This is a genomic window from Bosea sp. NBC_00550 (assembly GCF_026020075.1).
Classification (GTDB): Bacteria; Pseudomonadota; Alphaproteobacteria; order Rhizobiales; family Beijerinckiaceae; genus Allobosea.
Map to the genome: position 1 here is coordinate 4,009,953 of NZ_CP102772.1, position 17,744 is coordinate 4,027,696.

The window sequence follows — 17,744 nt, forward strand, 5'->3', positions numbered from 1 at the left end:
AGGAACAGTGAAGCGTAGCGTCATGTTCACCACCGAGCCCGCCGCAAACAGAGGACAGGAGGCACCGGATCGCCCAGAGCGGCCGTCTGCGCCCGTCTCTGCGCAGTTCGCGAAACTGGCCGATCCCGCCTGGATCGCGGCGACGCTATGGACCCGGCGCGGGCTGATCCTGCTGATGGCCCTGCTCGGCCTCGGCCTTGCGGTGGTCGCCGGCCTGCTGATGACGCCGAAATACGTCTCGACGGCGCAGCTCTTCATCGATCCGCGCGACCTGCGCGTGCTGCAGAACGACGTCTCGCCCAGTTCGGTCGGCAGCGATCCGACCTCGATCACCGGCTATCTCGAAAGCCAGGCGCGGGTGATCGCCTCGGACAGCATCAAGTCGCGCGTCGTCGAGCGGCTCGGCCTCGACAGGGATCCCGATTTCGGTGGCGCCTCGCGCGGCTTCCTCTCCCGTCTGCTGGGCGGCAGTGATACCGCTCCCTCGCCGAACGCGGTGCTTTATGCGCTCGCGGCGCTCGACCGGAACGTCACCGTCCGGCGCGGCGAACGCACCTTTGTCATCGATATCGCCGTCACTGCGAGTGATCCCGACAAAGCCGCGAAGATCGCCAATGCGCTCGCCGAAGCCTATCTCGAAGATCAGGCGGCCGTCCGCTCCGAAGCGGCGCAGCGCGCGACCGCGTCGTTGACGGGCCGGCTGGAGGAGCTGCGCAACCGGCTGCGCATTGCCGAGGAGAAGGCCGAGAAATACAAGGAGGCCAACAATATCGTCGGCCTCAATGGCCGCTCGCTGAGCGAGGAGCAGCTTTCGCTCAACGCGGCCCAGCTCGTCGCGGCCCGGACGCGGACGACGGAAGCGAAGGCCAAATACGACCAGATCGCCGCGACGCGCGCATCCAGTGTCGAGGCCGGCGCTTTTCCCGAGGCCGTCGCCTCCAACACCATGACCGCCCTGCGTGCCCAGCTCGGAGCTGCGCTGGCGCGGGAAGCCGATCTTCTCGCTTCGCTGGGTGCGCGCCACCCGGCATTGGTTGCCGCCCAGTCGCAGGTCCGGGACGCTCGTCGCCAGATCGCCGACGAGCTCACGCGTATCGCCCGAGCCGCCAAGGCGGAGTATGACCGTGCCGCCGAAGCCGAGCGCCAGTTCGCCCGCCGTGTCGACCAGCTCACGACCGGCCAATACGCAGCCGGTCGCGCTTCGGTGCAGCTGCGCGAGCTCGATCGCGAGGTCGAGTCCTCGCGCGCGATCTACGACGCCTTCCTGCGGCGCGCCCGCGAAACGGGCGAGCTGGGCGGCATCGACACCACCAATGCCCGCGTCATCAGCCCGGCGATGCCGCCGCTGGAGAAGAGCGGAATCAGCCGCCGGACGCTCGCCCTGATCGGCCTGATCGGCGGTGGCGGCGCCGGAGCCGTTCTGGCGCTCGGCCTGGCGCTTTTCGCCGTACCCAGGCCGACGCCGGAGAGCGAGCGCCCGCCGCGCAAGCCGTTCTGGCGGCGTGTGCCTCGTCCTGTTGTGTCGGCCGCACCCGAGGAGCAGCCGGAAGCAGCGCCTGCTCCTGCGCCGCCACCGCCTCGCGCTGCGACGGCGTCACCGGACCCGCAGCCGGCAACCTCTCCCAAAGCGGGAGCATTGAGCAGGGCAGGTCTGCGCCGGCTCCTGGCAATCCAGGGCGGCCCGGCGGCCGCCAGCGTCGAGGCTCCCTCGGCGGCAGCACCAACACCGATGCTCGGCTCGATTCCGCCGGTTCGTCACCGCCGCTGGCGCCGCGACCCTGTCGAGCTGCGCTCGGTCTTTCAGTCGCAGGCCCATCTCGTCGATGTCATCGACAAGCCGCAGGCCGGCTTCGCCAAGGCGGTCGCCGCGATCCGGGCCGAACTGGCACGGGCGGGACAGGGCCGGGAGCGGCGCATTCTCGTCCTCGGCCTGCAGCCGCAGGCGGGCACAACCACGCTGGCCCTCAACCTGGCGCTCGATGCCGCTCAATCCGGCCTGCCGGCGCTGCTCGTGGATGCCGGAGACGGCACGTTGGGCTTGACCCGTGTCTTCGCGGCCGATGCCCCGGCCGGCCTCGGCGATGTGCTCGGCGGCAGGCTTGCGCTGACGCGGGCGATTCTGAAGGACGAGGGCACGGGCCTGGCCTTCCTGCCTCGTGCGGGCGGACTGCCCTCGTCACTCTCCGGCGCGATCCAGAGCGAGTTGTTCGGCACGGCCCGCCGCTTCGGGCCGATCATTGTGGATGGCGGCAGCCTGGGTTCGGATGGTCTCAGCCGGCGCTTTGCCGAGGCGGCGGACGACATCGTGCTGGTCGTCCGCGGGAGCAAGCCGGTCCCGGCCCAGATCGAGGAGTGGCGCAAGGAATTCGGCGCACAGGCCGGCAAGCTGCGCGGCATCGTGCTCAACGGCGTTTGAACGCCGCGCATGTGGCGCGGAGAGCCCGCGTCAGTTTTTCTCGGGCTTGCGATACTGCTCGTTTGCGACGCCGAATTCCGACATCAGCCGGCCGAGCGCGACCTGTGCGTGATAAAGGCCGATGAGGCCGGAGCGGGTCTGAATGGCGAGGGCGATTCCGCGCGGCACCGACGGGCCTAGGAGTGCCAGAGACTTCGCCAGCACCCGCAACCGGCCGTGAAGGCCGGGATGCTGCCGTCGCTCGATCGCGGCGGAGATCGCGCCATTGCGCAAGCCCCGCGCCGCAATCCAGCCGAACTCGCTGCGCCGGGCCGGCATCGTCTCGCGCTGCGCCGCCTCTTGCACCCACCAGAAGCGGAAGCCGGCGGCCTTGGCACGCGTGAAAAAATCCGTATCGCCCCCGCCGGTGAAATCGAAGCTCTCGTCGAGGATGGGGAAGCCGAGCCGCTCGAGCACCTCGCGCCGGATCAGATAGTTGGCGCTGGAATAGAGCATCGGCACCGGGCCAGAGACGCTGTAATGCGAGCGAAAGACGGGATGGGCCGAGAGCCAGCTACGCGACGCATCGGCGAAGACGGGCGTGACCGAACCGCCGAACAGCGCGGCAGGGGCGGTGGCGGCAGCCTTGAGGAAGGCATCGAGCCAGCCGGGCTCGGCCTCCTCGTCGTCGTCGATGCCGAGGACCTGCTTAAGAGCCGGAAAGCGCGTCAACGCGCAGCGCCAGGCGGCGTTATAGGCCTTGCAGTTGCCCTGCCGCGGCTCGACGATCACCAGGCCCTTGAACAGTCCCGCCGCATGCAGCGCGGCCGCCCGCGCGGCGCCGGCCCGTTCGAGGCCTTCGTTCTCGACGACGATAATTGCGAAGTCGTGCCCGCCCTGCTGGCCGGCCAGCGAGCGCAGGGTCGCCTCCAGCAGGTCGGGGCGTTTGAAGGTCGGCACGCAGACGACGCTTTCGACGCTCGCAAGCGCCTCCGGCGGTGATTGCGCGATCACCGCGAAGCTTTCAGGCGTGTCGAAACGCGGCCCGCGATCCGTTCGCGAAGCCTTTTCCGCCATTGCGCCCCTGTCGTCGGCTGTCGTCATGGCTGTCAGCTTTAAGCTGTCGCGGCTTAAGGTTCGGTATGTCCGGCTGCGGAAAGAACGGCAGATCCGGGTAGCCGGCGTTGAGCATAGCCGGCGACGACGCTTGACCCGCAAAGGCAATGAGAAGACTGAAGGCCATCGACAGACGAGTCTTTCCTTGCGCCTGGCATTCCTCACCTCCCTCATTCCCGTCCCGCGGCCGGACACCGGCTTCGAGATCGCCAATGCCGCGATCCTCTCGGCGTTGCGCGAGGCCGGCCACGACGTGACGGCGATCGGCTTCCTACGGCCGGGAGAGAAGCCCGCCGATCCGGAGAGGGCGGTCGTCGTCGCGCAGGTAGACATCGAGAATGCCGCGGTTCCGCCCTCAACAAGGCTGCGCTGGCTCGTGTCGGCGCTCCGTTCCGGCCTGCCCGTCGCCTGCGCCAAGCTTCGGCTGGCGGGCGCCGGGAGCCTTGTCGAGACAGTGCGGGCCCAAGGCGCTTTCGACGCCATCATCCTGAATTCAGTGCTGCTGCCCGGCGCCTTTCCCGAGTTGCTGCAACTCGCCCCCTGCATCGTAGTCGAGCACAACATCGAGTACGTCTCGGCCCGCCAGAACGCCGAAACGGCGCGCGGCCCGATCATGCGCCGGCTCTTTGCACGCGAGGCGAGGCTGCTCGAAGCGATCGAGCGCAGGCTCTGGCGTCAGGCGCACTTCATCTGGACCTTGGCGGAAGAGGATCGAGAAGTGCTCGGGCCGGAATATCAGGATAAATCGAGCGCCTTGCCGCTGCTCGGCGCGGAAGCTGTCGAAGCCTCGGCCGCTCCGCTCGATGAACCGCCGGCCTTCGATATCGGCCTGGTCGGGACCTGGACCTGGGAACCCAACCGGGTCGGCCTCGACTGGTTCCTGCGCGAGGTCTGCCCCTTGCTGCCGGAAGGGCTGCGCATCGCCGTCGCCGGGCGCGTGCCGCCGGAGCTGCGCACGCCGCTCAATGTCACGCTCGTCGGGCGCGTGCCGAGCGCTGCCGCCTTCCTACGCTCCTGCCGGATTGTCGCCCTGGCGAGCCGGGCGGGCACGGGCGTCCAGCTCAAGACGGTCGAGACGCTGCAGCTCGGCCTGCCGGCGGTGGCGACCTCGCTCTCCTGCCGCGGCTTCTCCGACCTGCCGGCGAATTTCACGCTGGCCGACACCCCGCAGGATTTTGCCGCGGCTCTGGCGGCGCGCCTTGCCATCATCCATGTCGGCGATCGGCAGCGTATCGATGGTGCGGATTTCCTTGCTGGCCAACGCAGCGCCCTGTCGCAAGGGTTGGCGCGCGGCCTCGCCGCTGCGACAGGCTGAGCGGCTCTACTTCGACGGGGCAGACCTTTCACGTCGGCGGCCGCGGATCAGGCTCATTTCGGCCAGCCCACATGAACAATCAGCCCGCGAGAGGGGAAACGGCTCGGCGCAGTGCCCGCAGCGCGGGCCTCGTGATCCTGCGACGTGCGCCCTCCCAGAACCCGTTCGAGCGGTTCCCGGCAATGCAGTCTCGGCTTCCGTCGCGCCATCGGCACAACCCGGTCATGTGACTTTGTCATTGGCCGGAATGCCGCGATTCATCAATGATTTGGGCTTGGGACGAAACGCGGGACCGGTCTTCGATGCCGGCCGGGTCGAGGGGCGATGAGCGAGGATCGGCAGACCGGTCGGCAAAGCCGATCAGGTTCGGAAGACGACGCGCCCACCTGGCAGGAGCCGGCGGCCTCACCGGCGCCCCGCCCCGATATCCAGATCGAAGCGCGCACGCCGATCGTTTTCTCGGACGTGCCTGATGGGCCGGACACGGGAGCCGCCAACTGGCTCGCCCATCGTCGGCGCCGGCTGCGGCACTGGTGGCGCGGCGCGAGCCCGAATCTGCGCGGCTCCGTCTTCATGCTCTCGGCGCTGCTGGTCTATGCGGTGATGGTCGCCGGCATCAAGCATGTCGGGCAGGCCGTCCCGCTGGCGCAGATTCTGCTGATCCGGCAGGTGATCATGACGGCGATCCTGCTCGCCTTCGCGGCCGGCAGCCTGCGGCAGGCGCTGCACACCGAGCGGCTCGGCCTGCAGGTCTTCCGCAGCGTGATCACGCTGCTCTCCATGCTCTGCGGCTTCACTGCCGTTGTGAAGATACCGCTCGCCCAGGCGACCGCCATCGGCTTCAGCCAGGTGCTGTTCGTCACGATCGCCGCCGTGCTCGTGCTGAAGGAGGCGGTCGACGGTCGCCGCTGGGCCGCGACGATCATCGGCTTCATCGGCGTGCTCATCATGCTGCGGCCGAGCAGCGACGGGCTCGATACCTACGCGCTGCTCTCGCTCGCCGGCGCCATCTTCGGCGCGGGCATCACCGTCAGCGTCCGCAAGCTCGCTTCGAGCGAGCGCACCGACACGATCCTGCTCTACCAGGGCATCGTGCTGATCGCCCTGCTGGCCGTGCCGGGTTGGCTCTGGTGGCAGCCGCCGACGCCGAACCAGTGGTTCTGGCTGATCACCCTCAGCCTGTTCGGCACCGCCGGGCAGTGGCTGATCACCCGCGCCTACCAGGTCGGCGAGGCGGCGGCGCTGGCGCCGCTCGACTTCAGTCGCTTGCTGCTGGCAAGCTTCACCGGCTTCGTCTTCTTCGCCGAGATTCCGGCGATTACCACCTGGATCGGCGCCGCCATCGTGATCGGGGCGACGCTCTATACTATCCGCAAGAATGCGCGGGTCGCCGCCGTGCCGCCGGCCTCGGCCTGAGCCGGACCCCGACGCGGGATTGCGCCGACGGCGAGCCGGGCGCTATGAATCGGCGCACGCCTCTCCCGCGTGCGCCGCGCGACCCTGATCGCGGCATTCGGCGAGCCAGCCGGCCGAACCGGCACCCAGAGGCCAGATCATGCGCATTGAGAACGATCCGAAGCTCGACTTTCGCGACGTCCTGATTCGCCCCAAGCGGTCGACGCTCGGCAGCCGCGCCCATGTCGATGTCGAGCGCAGCTTCCGCTTCCCGCATACCGGCAAGGATTGGAAAGGCTTCCCGCTGATCGCGGCCAATATGGACGTGGTCGGCACCATGGCGATGGCGCGCGCGCTTCTGAAGCACGGTGCGATGGTCGCCCTGCACAAGCACTACAGCGCCGAGGAGCTGATCGCCTTCTTCCGCGAGCCTGAATCGGCCAACGCCTTCTATTCGCTCGGCACCACCGATGCCGACCACGACAAGCTGAAGGCGGTCCACGCCCAGTCGCCGATCGGGAAGATCTGCCTCGATGTCGCCAATGGCTATACCGAGAAATTCGTCGATACCGTGAAGGCGACGCGCGCCGCCTTTCCGGATGCGGCGATCATGGCCGGCAACGTCGTCACCGGCGATATGACAGAGGCGCTGCTGCTGGCCGGCGCCGATATCGTCAAGGTCGGCATCGGGCCGGGTTCGGTCTGCACCACCCGCAAGATGACGGGCGTCGGCTATCCCCAGCTCTCCGCCATCATCGAATGCGCCGATGCCGCCCATGGGCTGAAAGGCCTCGTCTGCGGCGATGGCGGCCTGACCGTGCCGGGGGATGTCGCCAAGGCCTATGGCGGCGGCGCCGATTTCGTGATGATGGGCGGCATGCTCGCCGGCCATGACGAATGCGAGGGCGAGATCCGTTATGAGGAACACGACGGCGAGAAGGTGCCGGTCGCGATGACCTTCTACGGCATGTCCTCCGACACGGCGATGAAGAAGTATTCGGGCGGTGTCGCCAAATACCGGGCATCCGAGGGCAAGACGGTCGAGGTGCCCTATCGCGGCCCCGTCGCCGACACGATGCAGGAATTGATGGGCGGCGTGCGCTCGGCGATGACCTATATCGGCGCGGTCAGCCTCAAGGAGGTGCCCAAGCGCACCACCTTCATCATGGTCGGCAGCCAGCTCAACACGGTGTTCGGCAACTGACCCTGCAGCTCAGGCCGGAACGGGCTGGGCCTTCGGCTGCTCGCGCATCAGGAACACCATCGCGCCGGCGCCCAGCGACAAGGCGACGGCGCTGAGCCAGACCGCGTCGTAGCGCGCGCTCATGTCGACGAGATAGCCGCCCATGAAGGCGCCGGCCGCGGCGCCGACAGAATGGCCGGCCGAGATCAGGCCCATGGTCAGACCCATCACCCGCAGCCCGAGATGGCTGGCGGCGAGGCTCGCGGTGACAGGTATCGTGGCGTAGTCGACGGCGCCGAACAGCACGGCGAAGGTCACCAGCATCTCGTAATCGGCACCGACGCGCATCAATACGAGGAAGGTGAGGGCGCGCAGGAGATAGATCGAGCCGAGCAGCGCGACGCGGTTCATCCGGTCGGTCAGCCAGCCAGCCCCGACCATGCCGGCGAGATTAACCGCCGAGAGGATGCCATAGGCCGCCGCGCTCGGGACCGGGCCGAAGCCGCAATAGGCGGCATAGGGAATGAGATGGGTCTCGATCACGCCGGCCGTGGTGTAGCCGCAGATCAGGAAGCTCCAGAACAGGATGTGGAAGGCCGGCTGGCGCAGTACGAAGCGCAGATCGGTCGATAGCGTGTGGGACTCAGGTCGACGCACCGGCGCGGCTGGAGCGTCCTTGGCCGACAGGGTCCACCACAACAGCGGCGCCAGCGCCAGGCAGGCGATGCCGATCGCCAGGAAGCTCCAGCGCCAGCTGAAGGTCGCCAGCAGCACGGCGACCAGCGGCACGATCAGGAATTGCCCGCCGGTCGCGCCTGATGTCGCGATGCCCGTGGCAAGCCCGCGCTGCGCGTCGAACAGCCGGGCGACCGCCGTCGAGACGACATGGGTCGCGACGAAGCCGAAGCCGATCGCCGCGATCCCGCTGAAGCCGAGCAGGAAGACGACCGGGCTATTGGTCGAGGCGACGAGCAGGCAGCCGATGCCGACCAGCAGCAGGCCGAAGGTGAGGGTGGCGCGCACGCCGTAGCGGTCGGCGGCATGCCCGGCAAAAGGGGCGGTCAGCGCCATGACGAGCAAGGTCGCGGCTGCGGCGCCGGAGATGAAGCTGCGGGACCAGCCGAAATCCTGCATCAGCAGCGGCATAACCAGCCCGAGCGTCGCCCGCGCCGAGAACGAGATCGCGAGCGCCAGGAAGCCGAAGCCGACGAGAAGCCAGCGCAGGAAGGGCGAAGGAGAGCGAGCGGGAGCCATGATCTGTCCTCGGATGATCAGCTAGCCATTCCGCAACGCACCTCTGCCGGCAAACGATGGTTTCACCTTCGGTGTTTAGCTGTGCTAAACAATGCCATGACCATCCGCCTCTCGCTGCTGCAGACCTTCGTCACCGTCGCCCGCTCTGGCCGGATGCGCGATGCGGCCGAGCAGATGGCGCTGACGCCGGGCGCGATCAGCCAGCGCATCCGGGAGCTGGAGGAAGGCGCCAGGCGTCGCTTGTTCACGCGGACGCAGGCCGGCGTCGAACTGACGAGCGCGGGCCGCAAGCTGCTGGACACGCTCGACGGCCCGTTCCGCCGGATCGAGGAGGTCAGCCGGGAGCTGTCGGCCTCGCCGTCGCGCCGTGTCACGATCACGACGATGGCCTCCTTCGCCGCAAACTGGCTGGTGCCGCGCCTCGCCGGCTTTTCAAGGCTCCATCCCGAGATCGATATCGCGCTCGAGACCGACAACCGCGTCGTGGATCTGAAGCGGGAGCCGATCGATCTCGCGATCCGCCATGGCCTCGGAGACTATCCCGGGCTCGAAACCACTTGGCTGATGGCACCGGAGCTGATCGTGGTGGCGAGCCCCACGCTGCTGGACGCCCATCCTCCGATTGTTTCGCCGGCGGATTGCCTGGCTTTCCCGCTATTGCACGACATCGACCGCGCCGACTGGCCGCTCTGGCTCCTGGCCCAGGGCGTCGAGGCGCCGCGCGAGTTGAAGGGGCCGTCCTTCTCCGACGACCATCTGCTGGTCAGGGCCGCAGCTGCCGGACAGGGAATCGCGCTCGTCCGGGACGTCTATGCCGATGACGACCTGCGCAATGGCCGGTTGGTCCAGGCCATTTCCGTGCAGTGGCCGACGAAGCTCGCCTATTACGCCGTCGGCACGTCCGAGGCGTTGCAGAAGCCGGCGGTTCGGCGCTTCCGGGACTGGCTCGTCGCCGAGGCGCGGGCCTCCTGACAGCGTCCGGCAGGGTGCTTGCTGCCCCGCCGGATCGCGGGTTCTCCGGGCGCTATCGCTTTCGGTGCGGCTGTTGCATAGTCCGGTCTCCAGCATAGAGAGCCGTCAATGGCTTCGGGGAGACGGATATGACGATCAGGATTTTGAGCGTGGCGGCGGTTCTCGCCGCCGGAGTTTCGTTCGCGCAGGCGCAGCAGCTCGCCCCGAGCCCGACACTGGATGCCGTCAAGGCGCGCGGCAATCTCGAATGCGGCGTGCATCTCGGCCTGCCCGGCTTCTCCTTCGCCAACGACAAGGGCGAATGGAGCGGTCTCGACGTCGATTACTGCAAGGCGCTGGCCGCCGCCGTCCTCGGCGATGCCACCAAGGTGAAGTACACGCCGACCTCGGTGCAGCAGCGCTGGCCGATCCTGCAATCGGGCCAGGTCGACGTGCTCTCGCGCAACTCGACCATCACCTTCTCGCGCAATGCGACGCTCGGGCTCAACTTCCAGGGCATCAACTTCTACGAGGGCCAGACCTTCGTCGTCCGCAAGTCGACGGGCGTGAAGGAAGCCGCCGGCCTCGACGGCGCCTCGGTCTGCGTCGCCGCCGGCTCGACCGAGGAGAAGAACGCCGCCGACTGGTTCCGCGAGCGCAACCTCAAGGTCACCATCACCAATTTCCAGAAGAATGACGACGCTATCACGGCCTATGATTCCGGCCGCTGCGACGCCTATACCGCCGGCGTCGGCGCCCTTGCCGGCCAGCGCGCCAAGCTCAAGAACCCCGACGAGCACGTCATCCTGACCCAGCCGATCTCGAACGATCCGCAGGGGCCCGTGACGCGCTGGGGCGACGAGCGCTGGCAGCTCATCGTCCGCTGGGTGCTGAACGGCACGATCGCGGCCGAGGCGCTCGGCGTCGCCTCCAAGAACGTCGACGAGATGAAGGCCAACTCGAAGAACACCGAAGTGCGTCGTCTGCTCGGCGCCGAGGGCGGTTTCGGCGCCATGATGGGGCTGTCGAACGACTGGATGTACAACGCGATCAAGCAGGTCGGGAACTACGGCGAGAGCTACGAGCGCACCGTCGGCATGGGCTCGCAGCTGAAGCTCGAGCGCGGCCAGAACCAGCTCTGGACCAAGGGCGGCCTGCTCTTCACCCCGCCCTTCCAGTGAGAGCGGCTTGAAGAGCCTCTCCTCCACCGGATGAAACGCACCATCATCCCGGACAGGCCGCTCTAGCGGCGCCGATCCGGGATCCATGCCTGACCGTTCCGGCATGGATCCCGGGTCTCCGCTTCGCCGCGCCCGGGATGACCGCGCGCTCGTGATACTCTCGACAGGCAAGGCGTATGACGAAAGCCCTGTCCATCATCAACGACAAGCGCGTCCGCGACTGGATCTACCAGATCGCGGTCGTCGTCTTCCTCGTCGGCATGACCGTCTTCTTCGTGCGCAACGCCTCGGAGAACATGGTCAAGGCCGGCATCGCCTCGGGCTTCGACTTCCTCTGGCGCACTTCGGGCATCGAGGTGCCCTTCGTCCTGACCGGCTACACCCAGGCCGACAACATCCTCGGCCTGTTCTGGGTCGGCGTCGCCAACACCATGCTGGTGACGGTGATCGCGATCGTGCTGGCGACGCTGCTCGGCTTCGTCGTCGGCATTGCCCGGCTGTCGACGCACTGGCTGCTATCGACCATCGCCGGCGCCTATATCGAGTTCGTCCGCAACATCCCGCTGCTGTTCTTCGTGCTGTTCTGGTATTTCGGCATCATCGCCGCCCTGCCGGCGCCACGCCAGAGCATCAGCCTGTTCGGCGTCGCCTTCCTGAACAATCGCGGCGTGACGATCCCGCTGCCGGACGGGCTGGAGAATTTCCGCGTCGCCGGCCTCGTGATCCTCGTCAGCGTCCTCGCCTACTGGGCCTTCGCGATCTGGGCGCGCCGCCGCCAGGAGCGCACCGGGCTGCACGCGCCGACCTTGCGGGTCGGCCTCGCCCTGCTGCTCGCCGTGCCGCTGCTGGCTATCGTCTGGGCCACTCTGGCGACGCGCTGGGACGTCCCGGCGCTGCGCGGCTTCAACTATCGCGGCGGATTCGCCGTCATCCCTGAATTCGTCGCGCTGCTCGCGGCGCTCGTCACCTATACGGCCGGCTTCATCGCCGAGATCGTCCGCGGCGGCATCCAGTCGGTCTCGCATGGGCAGACCGAGGCCGGATCGGCGCTGGGATTGCGCTCCGGCCAGATCCTGAGGCTCGTCACCATCCCCCAGGCGCTGCGCGTAATGATCCCGCCGCTGACCAACCAGTATCTCAACGTACTGAAGAACTCGTCCTTCGGCGCGGCCATCGCCTATCCCGACGTGGTCAGCCTGTTCATGGGCTCGGCGCTCAACAACACCGGCCAGGCGATCGAGATCATCGCCATGACGCTCGCCGTCTATCTCGTCATCGGCCTGGCCGTTTCGGCGATCATGAACTGGTACAACGCCCGTATCGCCCTGGTGACGCGATGAACCGCGTCTCGTCCCTCTCCCTCTGGCGCGAGCGTCTGTTCGGCACGCCCTTCACCGGCTTCGTCAGCGTGGTGCTGGCCTTCGTCATCGCCTGGCTGGCGGTGCCGCTGATCCGCTGGGCGGTGATCGATGCGACCTGGACAGGCACGACCCGGGCGGACTGTGCGCCGGGCGGCGCCTGCTGGGTCTTCATCCGCGCCCGCTTCGGCCAGTTCATGTACGGGCTCTATCCCCCGGACCAGCGCTGGCGGGTCGATATCGCCGGCATCGCCTTCGTCCTGGGCATTGCCTCGGTCGTCTTCGCCCCGCAGCGGCTCAAGCTGAAGCTCGGCGTCATCATGCTCGTGCTGCTGCCGCCGCTCGGCATCTGGCTGCTCTCGGGCGGGTTCGGGCTGCGCTATATCGAGACCCGCGAATGGGGCGGGCTGATGCTCACCTTGTTCATCTCGATCTATGCGAGCCTGATCGCGATCCCGCTCGGCATTCTCTTCGCGCTCGGCCGCCAGTCGGAATTGCGCGTCATCCGGCTGATCAGCATCGTCTTCATCGAGTTCTGGCGGGGCGTGCCGATCATCGCCGTGATCTTTCTCGCCTCGCTGCTGCTGCCGCTGATCCTGCCCGGCGGCATCGGCATCGACCGGCTGGCACGCGCCGTGATCGGGCTCGGCTTCGTCATCGCCGCCTATATGGCGGAGGCCGTGCGCGGCGGTCTGCAGGCGCTGCCCAAGGGCCAGCGCGAGGCGGCGACGGCGCTCGGCCTGAACTACTGGAAGGCGACCGGCCTGATCATCCTGCCGCAGGCGCTGCGCATCTCGCTGCCGGCGATGACCAACGAGTTCATCGCGCTGATCAAGAACACGACGCTGGTGCTGGTCGTCTCGATCCTCGACCTGCTCGGCATCGCCCAGGCCTCTCTCGCCGATCCCAACTGGGTCGGCATGAACATGGAGGCCTATGTCTTCTCGGGCTCGATCTACTGGCTGATCTGCTTCGCGCTCTCGCGCTGGAGCCGGTCTCTGGAGAACAGGCGCAGGTTGTAACGGCGGCGTCGCGGAACACTTGCCGTCATTCTCGGGCGGAGCGAAGCGCAGACCCGAGAATCTCGTGACGAGAGGTCACCGGGACCTCCTTCGGCCAGAGATGGTCGGTCAAGCCCGATCATGACGCGCTCTCTACGACTCAACAAAAAACCGGCCCGAAGGCCGGTTTTTTCTCTTTCGAGGTGGCTCCCGCCTCAGGCCCGCACTTTGCTCCGGTCGCGTCGGCGGTCGGCGGCGGGCTGGTAGGCGATGCGCGAGTGGTGGCTGCAATAGGGCATGCCGGTCTGCGAGCGCGCGCCGCAGAAGCGGAACTCCGGCGTCGTCGGGTCGCCCATCGGCCAGCGGCACATATACTCGCGCAGATCCATGATGGTGACGCGCTCCGAGAACGGGATCACCACATCCTCCGAGGGAGCCGGGGCTGCTTCGGTCTCGGCTTCCGGGGAGAAATCGGGCGCCAGCGCATGAGCGCCGCGTGTCGCGGTGGCCGGCCCCGCCATGGGGTGGCTCGGCGAGCGCGTCGGCGTCTTGCGGGGGGCGGCATTGCGTGGCGTGGCCGGTTGGGCCGCGCTCTTGGCCCGGCCCGAAAGGCCGAGACGGTGAACCTTTCCGATCACCGCGTTGCGCGTCACATTGCCCAGCTCGGCGGCGATCTGGCTCGCGCTCAGACCGTCGCTCCAGAGCTTCTTGAGCAGCTCGACGCGCTCGTCAGTCCATGCTCCGGCTTCGTTCATCCGCATCACCTATCTTGTCCGGCCGGTCCTTGCGGAACCCGCCTTTAAGGGCGCTTCGTGACGGAATCCGGGATCAGCGGCTTTGTCGCTGAGACAAAACCGTTGCTGCCGCTACAGACGGTACAGGGGACGCCGCACGAAATGTCGTATCTGACGAGGACGACCATACAAGCTGCGGTGACTCGCGAACAAGAGTCGGCGAATCCGAAAACAGCTTTTCCCCAGGCGATTCGCGATTGGGCCGTCAAGCGAATCCTTTTGGCAACACTGTCGCCCACGGCTTTGAATTGACAGTTCCGGCCGCCTTAAGCATATTTATCCACAAGGTGACGCCGCCCGCTCGGGCGGCGCTTATGTTTGCGGATCAAGGCCCCGAACGATGCGGATGACGGCGCGACGAGAAGGCAGGAGCTGGGTGCGACGATAACGTCGTCACCGGGTCTCATCATGGCTGCAACCTGCAGCGTCCATCCCGGATCGTCGTTCTTCAGTTCAGCGCCAATCCGTTCTCACCCCGTCCCCCTTCGTGAGGATCTCCATTCCATGGCTCCCGCCCCTGTTTCCGCCAGCCAGTCCGTGCTCGTGCCGACCTATGCCCGCGCCCCCGTCGCCTTCGAGCGCGGTGAAGGCCCCTGGGCCATCACGGCCGACGGCACGCGCTATCTGGATTTCGGCGCCGGTATCGCCGTCAATGCGCTCGGCCATGCGCACCCGCATCTGGTCAAGACGCTGACCGAGCAGGCCGGCAAGATCTGGCACACCTCGAATCTGTACGGCGCGCCGGATGGCGAGCGCCTTGCCCGCAGGCTCTGCGAGGCGACCTTCGCCGAGCGGGTCTTCTTCACCAATTCAGGTGCCGAAGCGAACGAGTGCGCCATCAAGATGGCGCGAAAATACCACGCGGCGAAGGGGCATCCCGAGCGCTACCGCATCATCACCTTCGAGGGTGCCTTCCATGGCCGGACGCTGGCGACCATCGCCGCCGGCGGCCAGCAGAAATACATCGACGGCTTCGGCCCCAAGGTCGACGGCTTCGACCAGGTGCCGTTCGACGACGAGAAGGCGCTGCGGGCGGCGATCACGCCGGAGACGGCCGCGCTGATGATCGAGCCGATCCAGGGCGAGGGCGGCCTGCGCTCCGTGCCGCCGCGCTTCCTCAAGCTGCTGCGCGATCTCTGCGACGAGAACGGCCTGATGCTGGTTTTCGACGAGATCCAAACCGGCGTCGGCCGCACCGGCAAGTTCTTCGCTCATGAGATGTACGGCGTCACGCCCGACATCATGTCGATCGCCAAGGGCATCGGCGGCGGCTTCCCGATGGGCGCCTGCCTTGCGACCGAGGAAGCGGCATCGGGCATGACGCTCGGCACGCACGGCACCACCTTCGGCGGCAACCCGCTCGCCATGGCGGTCGGCAACGCCGTGCTCGACGTGGTGCTGGAGCCCGGCTTCATCGAGCGCGTCGGCCAGATCGCGCTCCGGCTGAAGCAGTCGCTCGCCGAGCTCAAGGACAAGCATCCCGACATCATCGCCGACATCCGCGGCGAGGGCCTGATGCTGGGCCTCAAGCTGCACACGCCCAACACCGATTTCGTCAACGAGGCCCGCGCCCACGGGCTGCTGGTGGTCGGCGCCGGCGACAATGTCGTGCGCCTGCTGCCGCCGCTGATCATCACCGAGGCGGATGTCGCCGAGGCCGTGTCGCGGCTCGACAAGACCGCCGGCGCCGTCGAGGCGACGCTGAAGCGTCCGGCCGCCGAATAAACTCAACCGATCCATCCCGCGAAGCGAAGGAAGCGCCCGTGACGCGCCATTTCCTCGACCTCTCCGATTTCTCCGGCAGCGAGCTGCGCGCCATCCTGCGCGCCGGCGAGGAGATGAAGGCGCGACGTCGTACCCCCGCCGCCGTCGGCGACCGCCTGCTCGAGGGCAAGGTCATCGCGATGATCTTCGAGCAGCCCTCGCTGCGTACGCGCGTCTCCTTCGACGTCGGCATCCGCGAGCTCGGGGGATCGCCGATGATGGTCGCCGGTCATGAGATCGAGCTCGGCGAGCGCGAGACCATCGCCGATACCGCGCGCGTGCTGTCGCGCTATGTCGACGCGATCATGATCCGCATCCTCGACCACGATTCGCTGGTCGAGATGGCGAAATACGCTACCGTCCCGGTGATCAACGGCCTCACCAAGCGCCAGCACCCTTGCCAGGTCATGGCCGATGTCATGACCTTCCAGGAGCGCAAGGGCGCGATCGCGGGCAAGCGCATCGCCTGGACCGGCGACACCAACAACGTCCTGACCTCCTGGGTCCATGCCGCCGGGCGGCTCGACTTCGAATTGTCGATCGCGACGCCCGAGGAGTTGGCACCGCCGCCGGCCCTGATCGCCTGGGCGAAGAAGCAGGGCGCCAAGCTCTCGCTGACCCATCGTCCCGAGGAAGCGGTCGAAGGCGCCGATTGCGTCATCACCGATTGCTGGGTTTCGATGGGGGACGACGACGAAGGCACCCGCCACAACCTGCTGCGGCCATACCAGGTCGATGAGCGGCTGATGGAGCGCGCCGAAAAGGACGCGATCTTCATGCACTGCCTGCCGGCCTCGCGCGGCGAGGAGGTCACCGACCAGATCATGGACGGGCCGCAATCGGCCGTCTTCGACGAGGCCGAGAACCGGCTGCACGCGCAGAAGGGCATCCTTGCCTGGTGCTTCGGCGGAGTGGCGGCCTGATGGCCGTGGGCGACGCAGGCGACACCGCCGGGCTCGACGATCGGGTCATTCCCTTCGCCGTGCCCGATCTCGACGTGCGCGGCCGCGTGGTGCGGCTGGGCGCCTCGATCGATACGATCCTCGATCGCCACGGCTATCCCGCGCCCGTCTCGCGCGTGCTCGGAGAGGCTGCGGCGCTCACCGTGCTGCTCGGCACGGCGCTGAAGTTCGATGGCCGCTTCCAGCTCCAGACCAAGAGCGACGGCGCCATCTCGATGATGGTGGTCGACTTCAACGCGCCCGACAATTTCCGGGCGGTAGCCCATATCGACGAGGCCAAGCTCGCCGAGGCGATCGCCCACGACAAGCTCTCGACCGGCGAGTTGCTGGGCGAGGGGCATCTCGCCATGACCGTCGATCAGGGCACGGCCACGACCCGCTACCAGGGCATCGTCGCGCTCAAGCGCCAGAGCCTCGAAGAAGCCGCGCATCAGTATTTCCGCCAGTCCGAGCAGATCCCGACCCGCATCCGGCTCGGCGTCGGCACGGTCACGACCGGTGGCCGCCCGCAATGGCGCGCCGGCGGCATCCTCGTCCAGTTCATGCCGCATTCGCCGGAGCGGCTGCGCGCGGCCGACATCCATCCGGGCGACGCACCGGAAGGCCACGAAATCCTCGCCAACGCCGACCCGGACGGCGTCAGCGACGATGCCTGGATGGAGGCGCGCTCGCTGGTCGAGACGGTCGAGGATCACGAGCTGCTCGATCCGATGCTGGAAAGCGAGCGCCTGCTCTACCGGCTCTTCCACGAGCGCGGGGCGCGCGTCTTCGAGCCGGTCCTTGTCCATGAGGCCTGCCGCTGCTCGCGCGAGCGCGTGCTGACGATGCTGCGCGGCTTCTCGCCCGACGACCGCCAGGCGATGATCGCCGATGACGGCAAGCTCGGCGTCACCTGCGAGTTCTGCTCCCGGCGCTACAGCTTCGAGCCCTCCGAGGTCGAGGACGGGCTTACGGCGGGGTCATAGGCGCACCGGAACCGCGGGAACCCCTCTGCCATTGCCTGCGTGATTCGGGATCTCAGCGCAGGTGGAGCTCGATTGCAGCTCGAATCGGAGATCGCTTTGCCTGAGCGGTT

14 protein-coding genes are annotated in these 17,744 nt (G+C 67.5%); 11 read left to right on the plus strand and 3 right to left on the minus strand.

Annotated elements, in window-relative coordinates:
- The first annotated feature begins 22 nt into the window (after positions 1–22).
- Positions 23–2,416, plus strand: coding sequence for an exopolysaccharide transport family protein (locus tag NWE53_RS19300; protein ID WP_265050980.1), 2,394 nt, complete (start codon positions 23–25; stop codon positions 2,414–2,416).
- A 30-nt stretch (positions 2,417–2,446) separates the two neighbouring features.
- Here the strand turns inward: NWE53_RS19300 and NWE53_RS19305 are convergent, their stop codons facing one another.
- Positions 2,447–3,499: a glycosyltransferase family 2 protein gene (locus NWE53_RS19305; protein WP_265050981.1), complete on the minus strand. Its 1,053-nt coding sequence runs from the start codon at positions 3,497–3,499 to the stop codon at positions 2,447–2,449.
- Positions 3,500–3,656: 157 nt separating this feature from the next.
- On the opposite strand from NWE53_RS19305, the gene NWE53_RS19310 reads away from it, so the two are divergent.
- The 3 genes from NWE53_RS19310 to NWE53_RS19320 all read left to right on the plus strand — a co-directional run bounded on the left by NWE53_RS19310 (position 3,657) and on the right by NWE53_RS19320 (position 7,425).
- On the plus strand, positions 3,657–4,826 hold the full coding sequence (locus NWE53_RS19310; RefSeq protein ID WP_265050982.1) for a glycosyltransferase: 1,170 nt from the start codon (positions 3,657–3,659) through the stop codon (positions 4,824–4,826).
- Positions 4,827–5,150: 324 nt separating this feature from the next.
- Complete coding sequence (locus tag NWE53_RS19315; protein WP_265050983.1) at positions 5,151–6,242, plus strand: DMT family transporter; 1,092 nt, start codon at positions 5,151–5,153, stop codon at positions 6,240–6,242.
- 139 nt (positions 6,243–6,381) lie between these two features.
- Positions 6,382–7,425 carry a GMP reductase gene (locus NWE53_RS19320; RefSeq protein WP_265050984.1) on the plus strand — a complete coding sequence of 348 codons (1,044 nt, stop codon included), beginning with the start codon at positions 6,382–6,384 and terminating at the stop codon, positions 7,423–7,425.
- A gap of 9 nt (positions 7,426–7,434) precedes the next feature.
- On the opposite strand, the gene NWE53_RS19325 is transcribed toward NWE53_RS19320, so the two are convergent.
- Entirely contained in the window at positions 7,435–8,658 is a 1,224-nt protein-coding gene (locus tag NWE53_RS19325; protein ID WP_265050985.1) for an MFS transporter, read from the minus strand.
- Between the two features lie 96 nt (positions 8,659–8,754).
- Here NWE53_RS19325 and NWE53_RS19330 point away from each other — a divergent pair, with 96 nt between their 5' ends.
- The 4 genes from NWE53_RS19330 (at position 8,755) to NWE53_RS19345 (ending at position 13,170) form a co-directional block, all read left to right on the plus strand.
- Positions 8,755–9,630, plus strand: a complete 876-nt coding sequence (locus tag NWE53_RS19330; protein WP_265050986.1) for a LysR substrate-binding domain-containing protein — start codon at positions 8,755–8,757, stop codon at positions 9,628–9,630.
- A gap of 128 nt (positions 9,631–9,758) precedes the next feature.
- On the plus strand, positions 9,759–10,790 hold the full coding sequence (locus NWE53_RS19335; RefSeq protein WP_265050987.1) for an amino acid ABC transporter substrate-binding protein: 1,032 nt from the start codon (positions 9,759–9,761) through the stop codon (positions 10,788–10,790).
- A 176-nt stretch (positions 10,791–10,966) separates the two neighbouring features.
- Complete coding sequence (locus NWE53_RS19340) at positions 10,967–12,130, plus strand: amino acid ABC transporter permease (protein WP_265050988.1); 1,164 nt, start codon at positions 10,967–10,969, stop codon at positions 12,128–12,130.
- Complete coding sequence (locus tag NWE53_RS19345) at positions 12,127–13,170, plus strand: amino acid ABC transporter permease (RefSeq protein ID WP_265050989.1); 1,044 nt, start codon at positions 12,127–12,129, stop codon at positions 13,168–13,170. The genes NWE53_RS19340 and NWE53_RS19345 overlap by 4 nt, the downstream gene beginning before the upstream one ends.
- A 194-nt stretch (positions 13,171–13,364) precedes the next feature.
- Here the strand turns inward: NWE53_RS19345 and NWE53_RS19350 are convergent, their stop codons facing one another.
- Complete coding sequence (locus NWE53_RS19350; protein WP_265050990.1) at positions 13,365–13,904, minus strand: GcrA family cell cycle regulator; 540 nt, start codon at positions 13,902–13,904, stop codon at positions 13,365–13,367.
- A 543-nt stretch (positions 13,905–14,447) separates the two neighbouring features.
- Between NWE53_RS19350 and NWE53_RS19355 the strand changes: the two genes are divergently transcribed.
- Genes NWE53_RS19355 through NWE53_RS19365 form a run of 3 tightly spaced genes read left to right on the plus strand, consistent with a single transcriptional unit; the run spans position 14,448 to position 17,634 of the window.
- A complete protein-coding gene (locus tag NWE53_RS19355; protein ID WP_265050991.1) occupies positions 14,448–15,668 on the plus strand; it encodes an aspartate aminotransferase family protein in 1,221 nt (406 codons plus the stop codon).
- Between the two features lie 38 nt (positions 15,669–15,706).
- Positions 15,707–16,630 (plus strand): ornithine carbamoyltransferase, encoded by a 924-nt coding sequence (argF, locus tag NWE53_RS19360; RefSeq protein WP_265050992.1) that lies wholly within the window; start codon positions 15,707–15,709, stop codon positions 16,628–16,630.
- A complete protein-coding gene (locus NWE53_RS19365; RefSeq protein WP_265050993.1) occupies positions 16,630–17,634 on the plus strand; it encodes an Hsp33 family molecular chaperone in 1,005 nt (334 codons plus the stop codon). Before argF ends, NWE53_RS19365 begins: the two co-directional genes overlap by 1 nt.
- Positions 17,635–17,744: the final 110 nt, after the last annotated feature.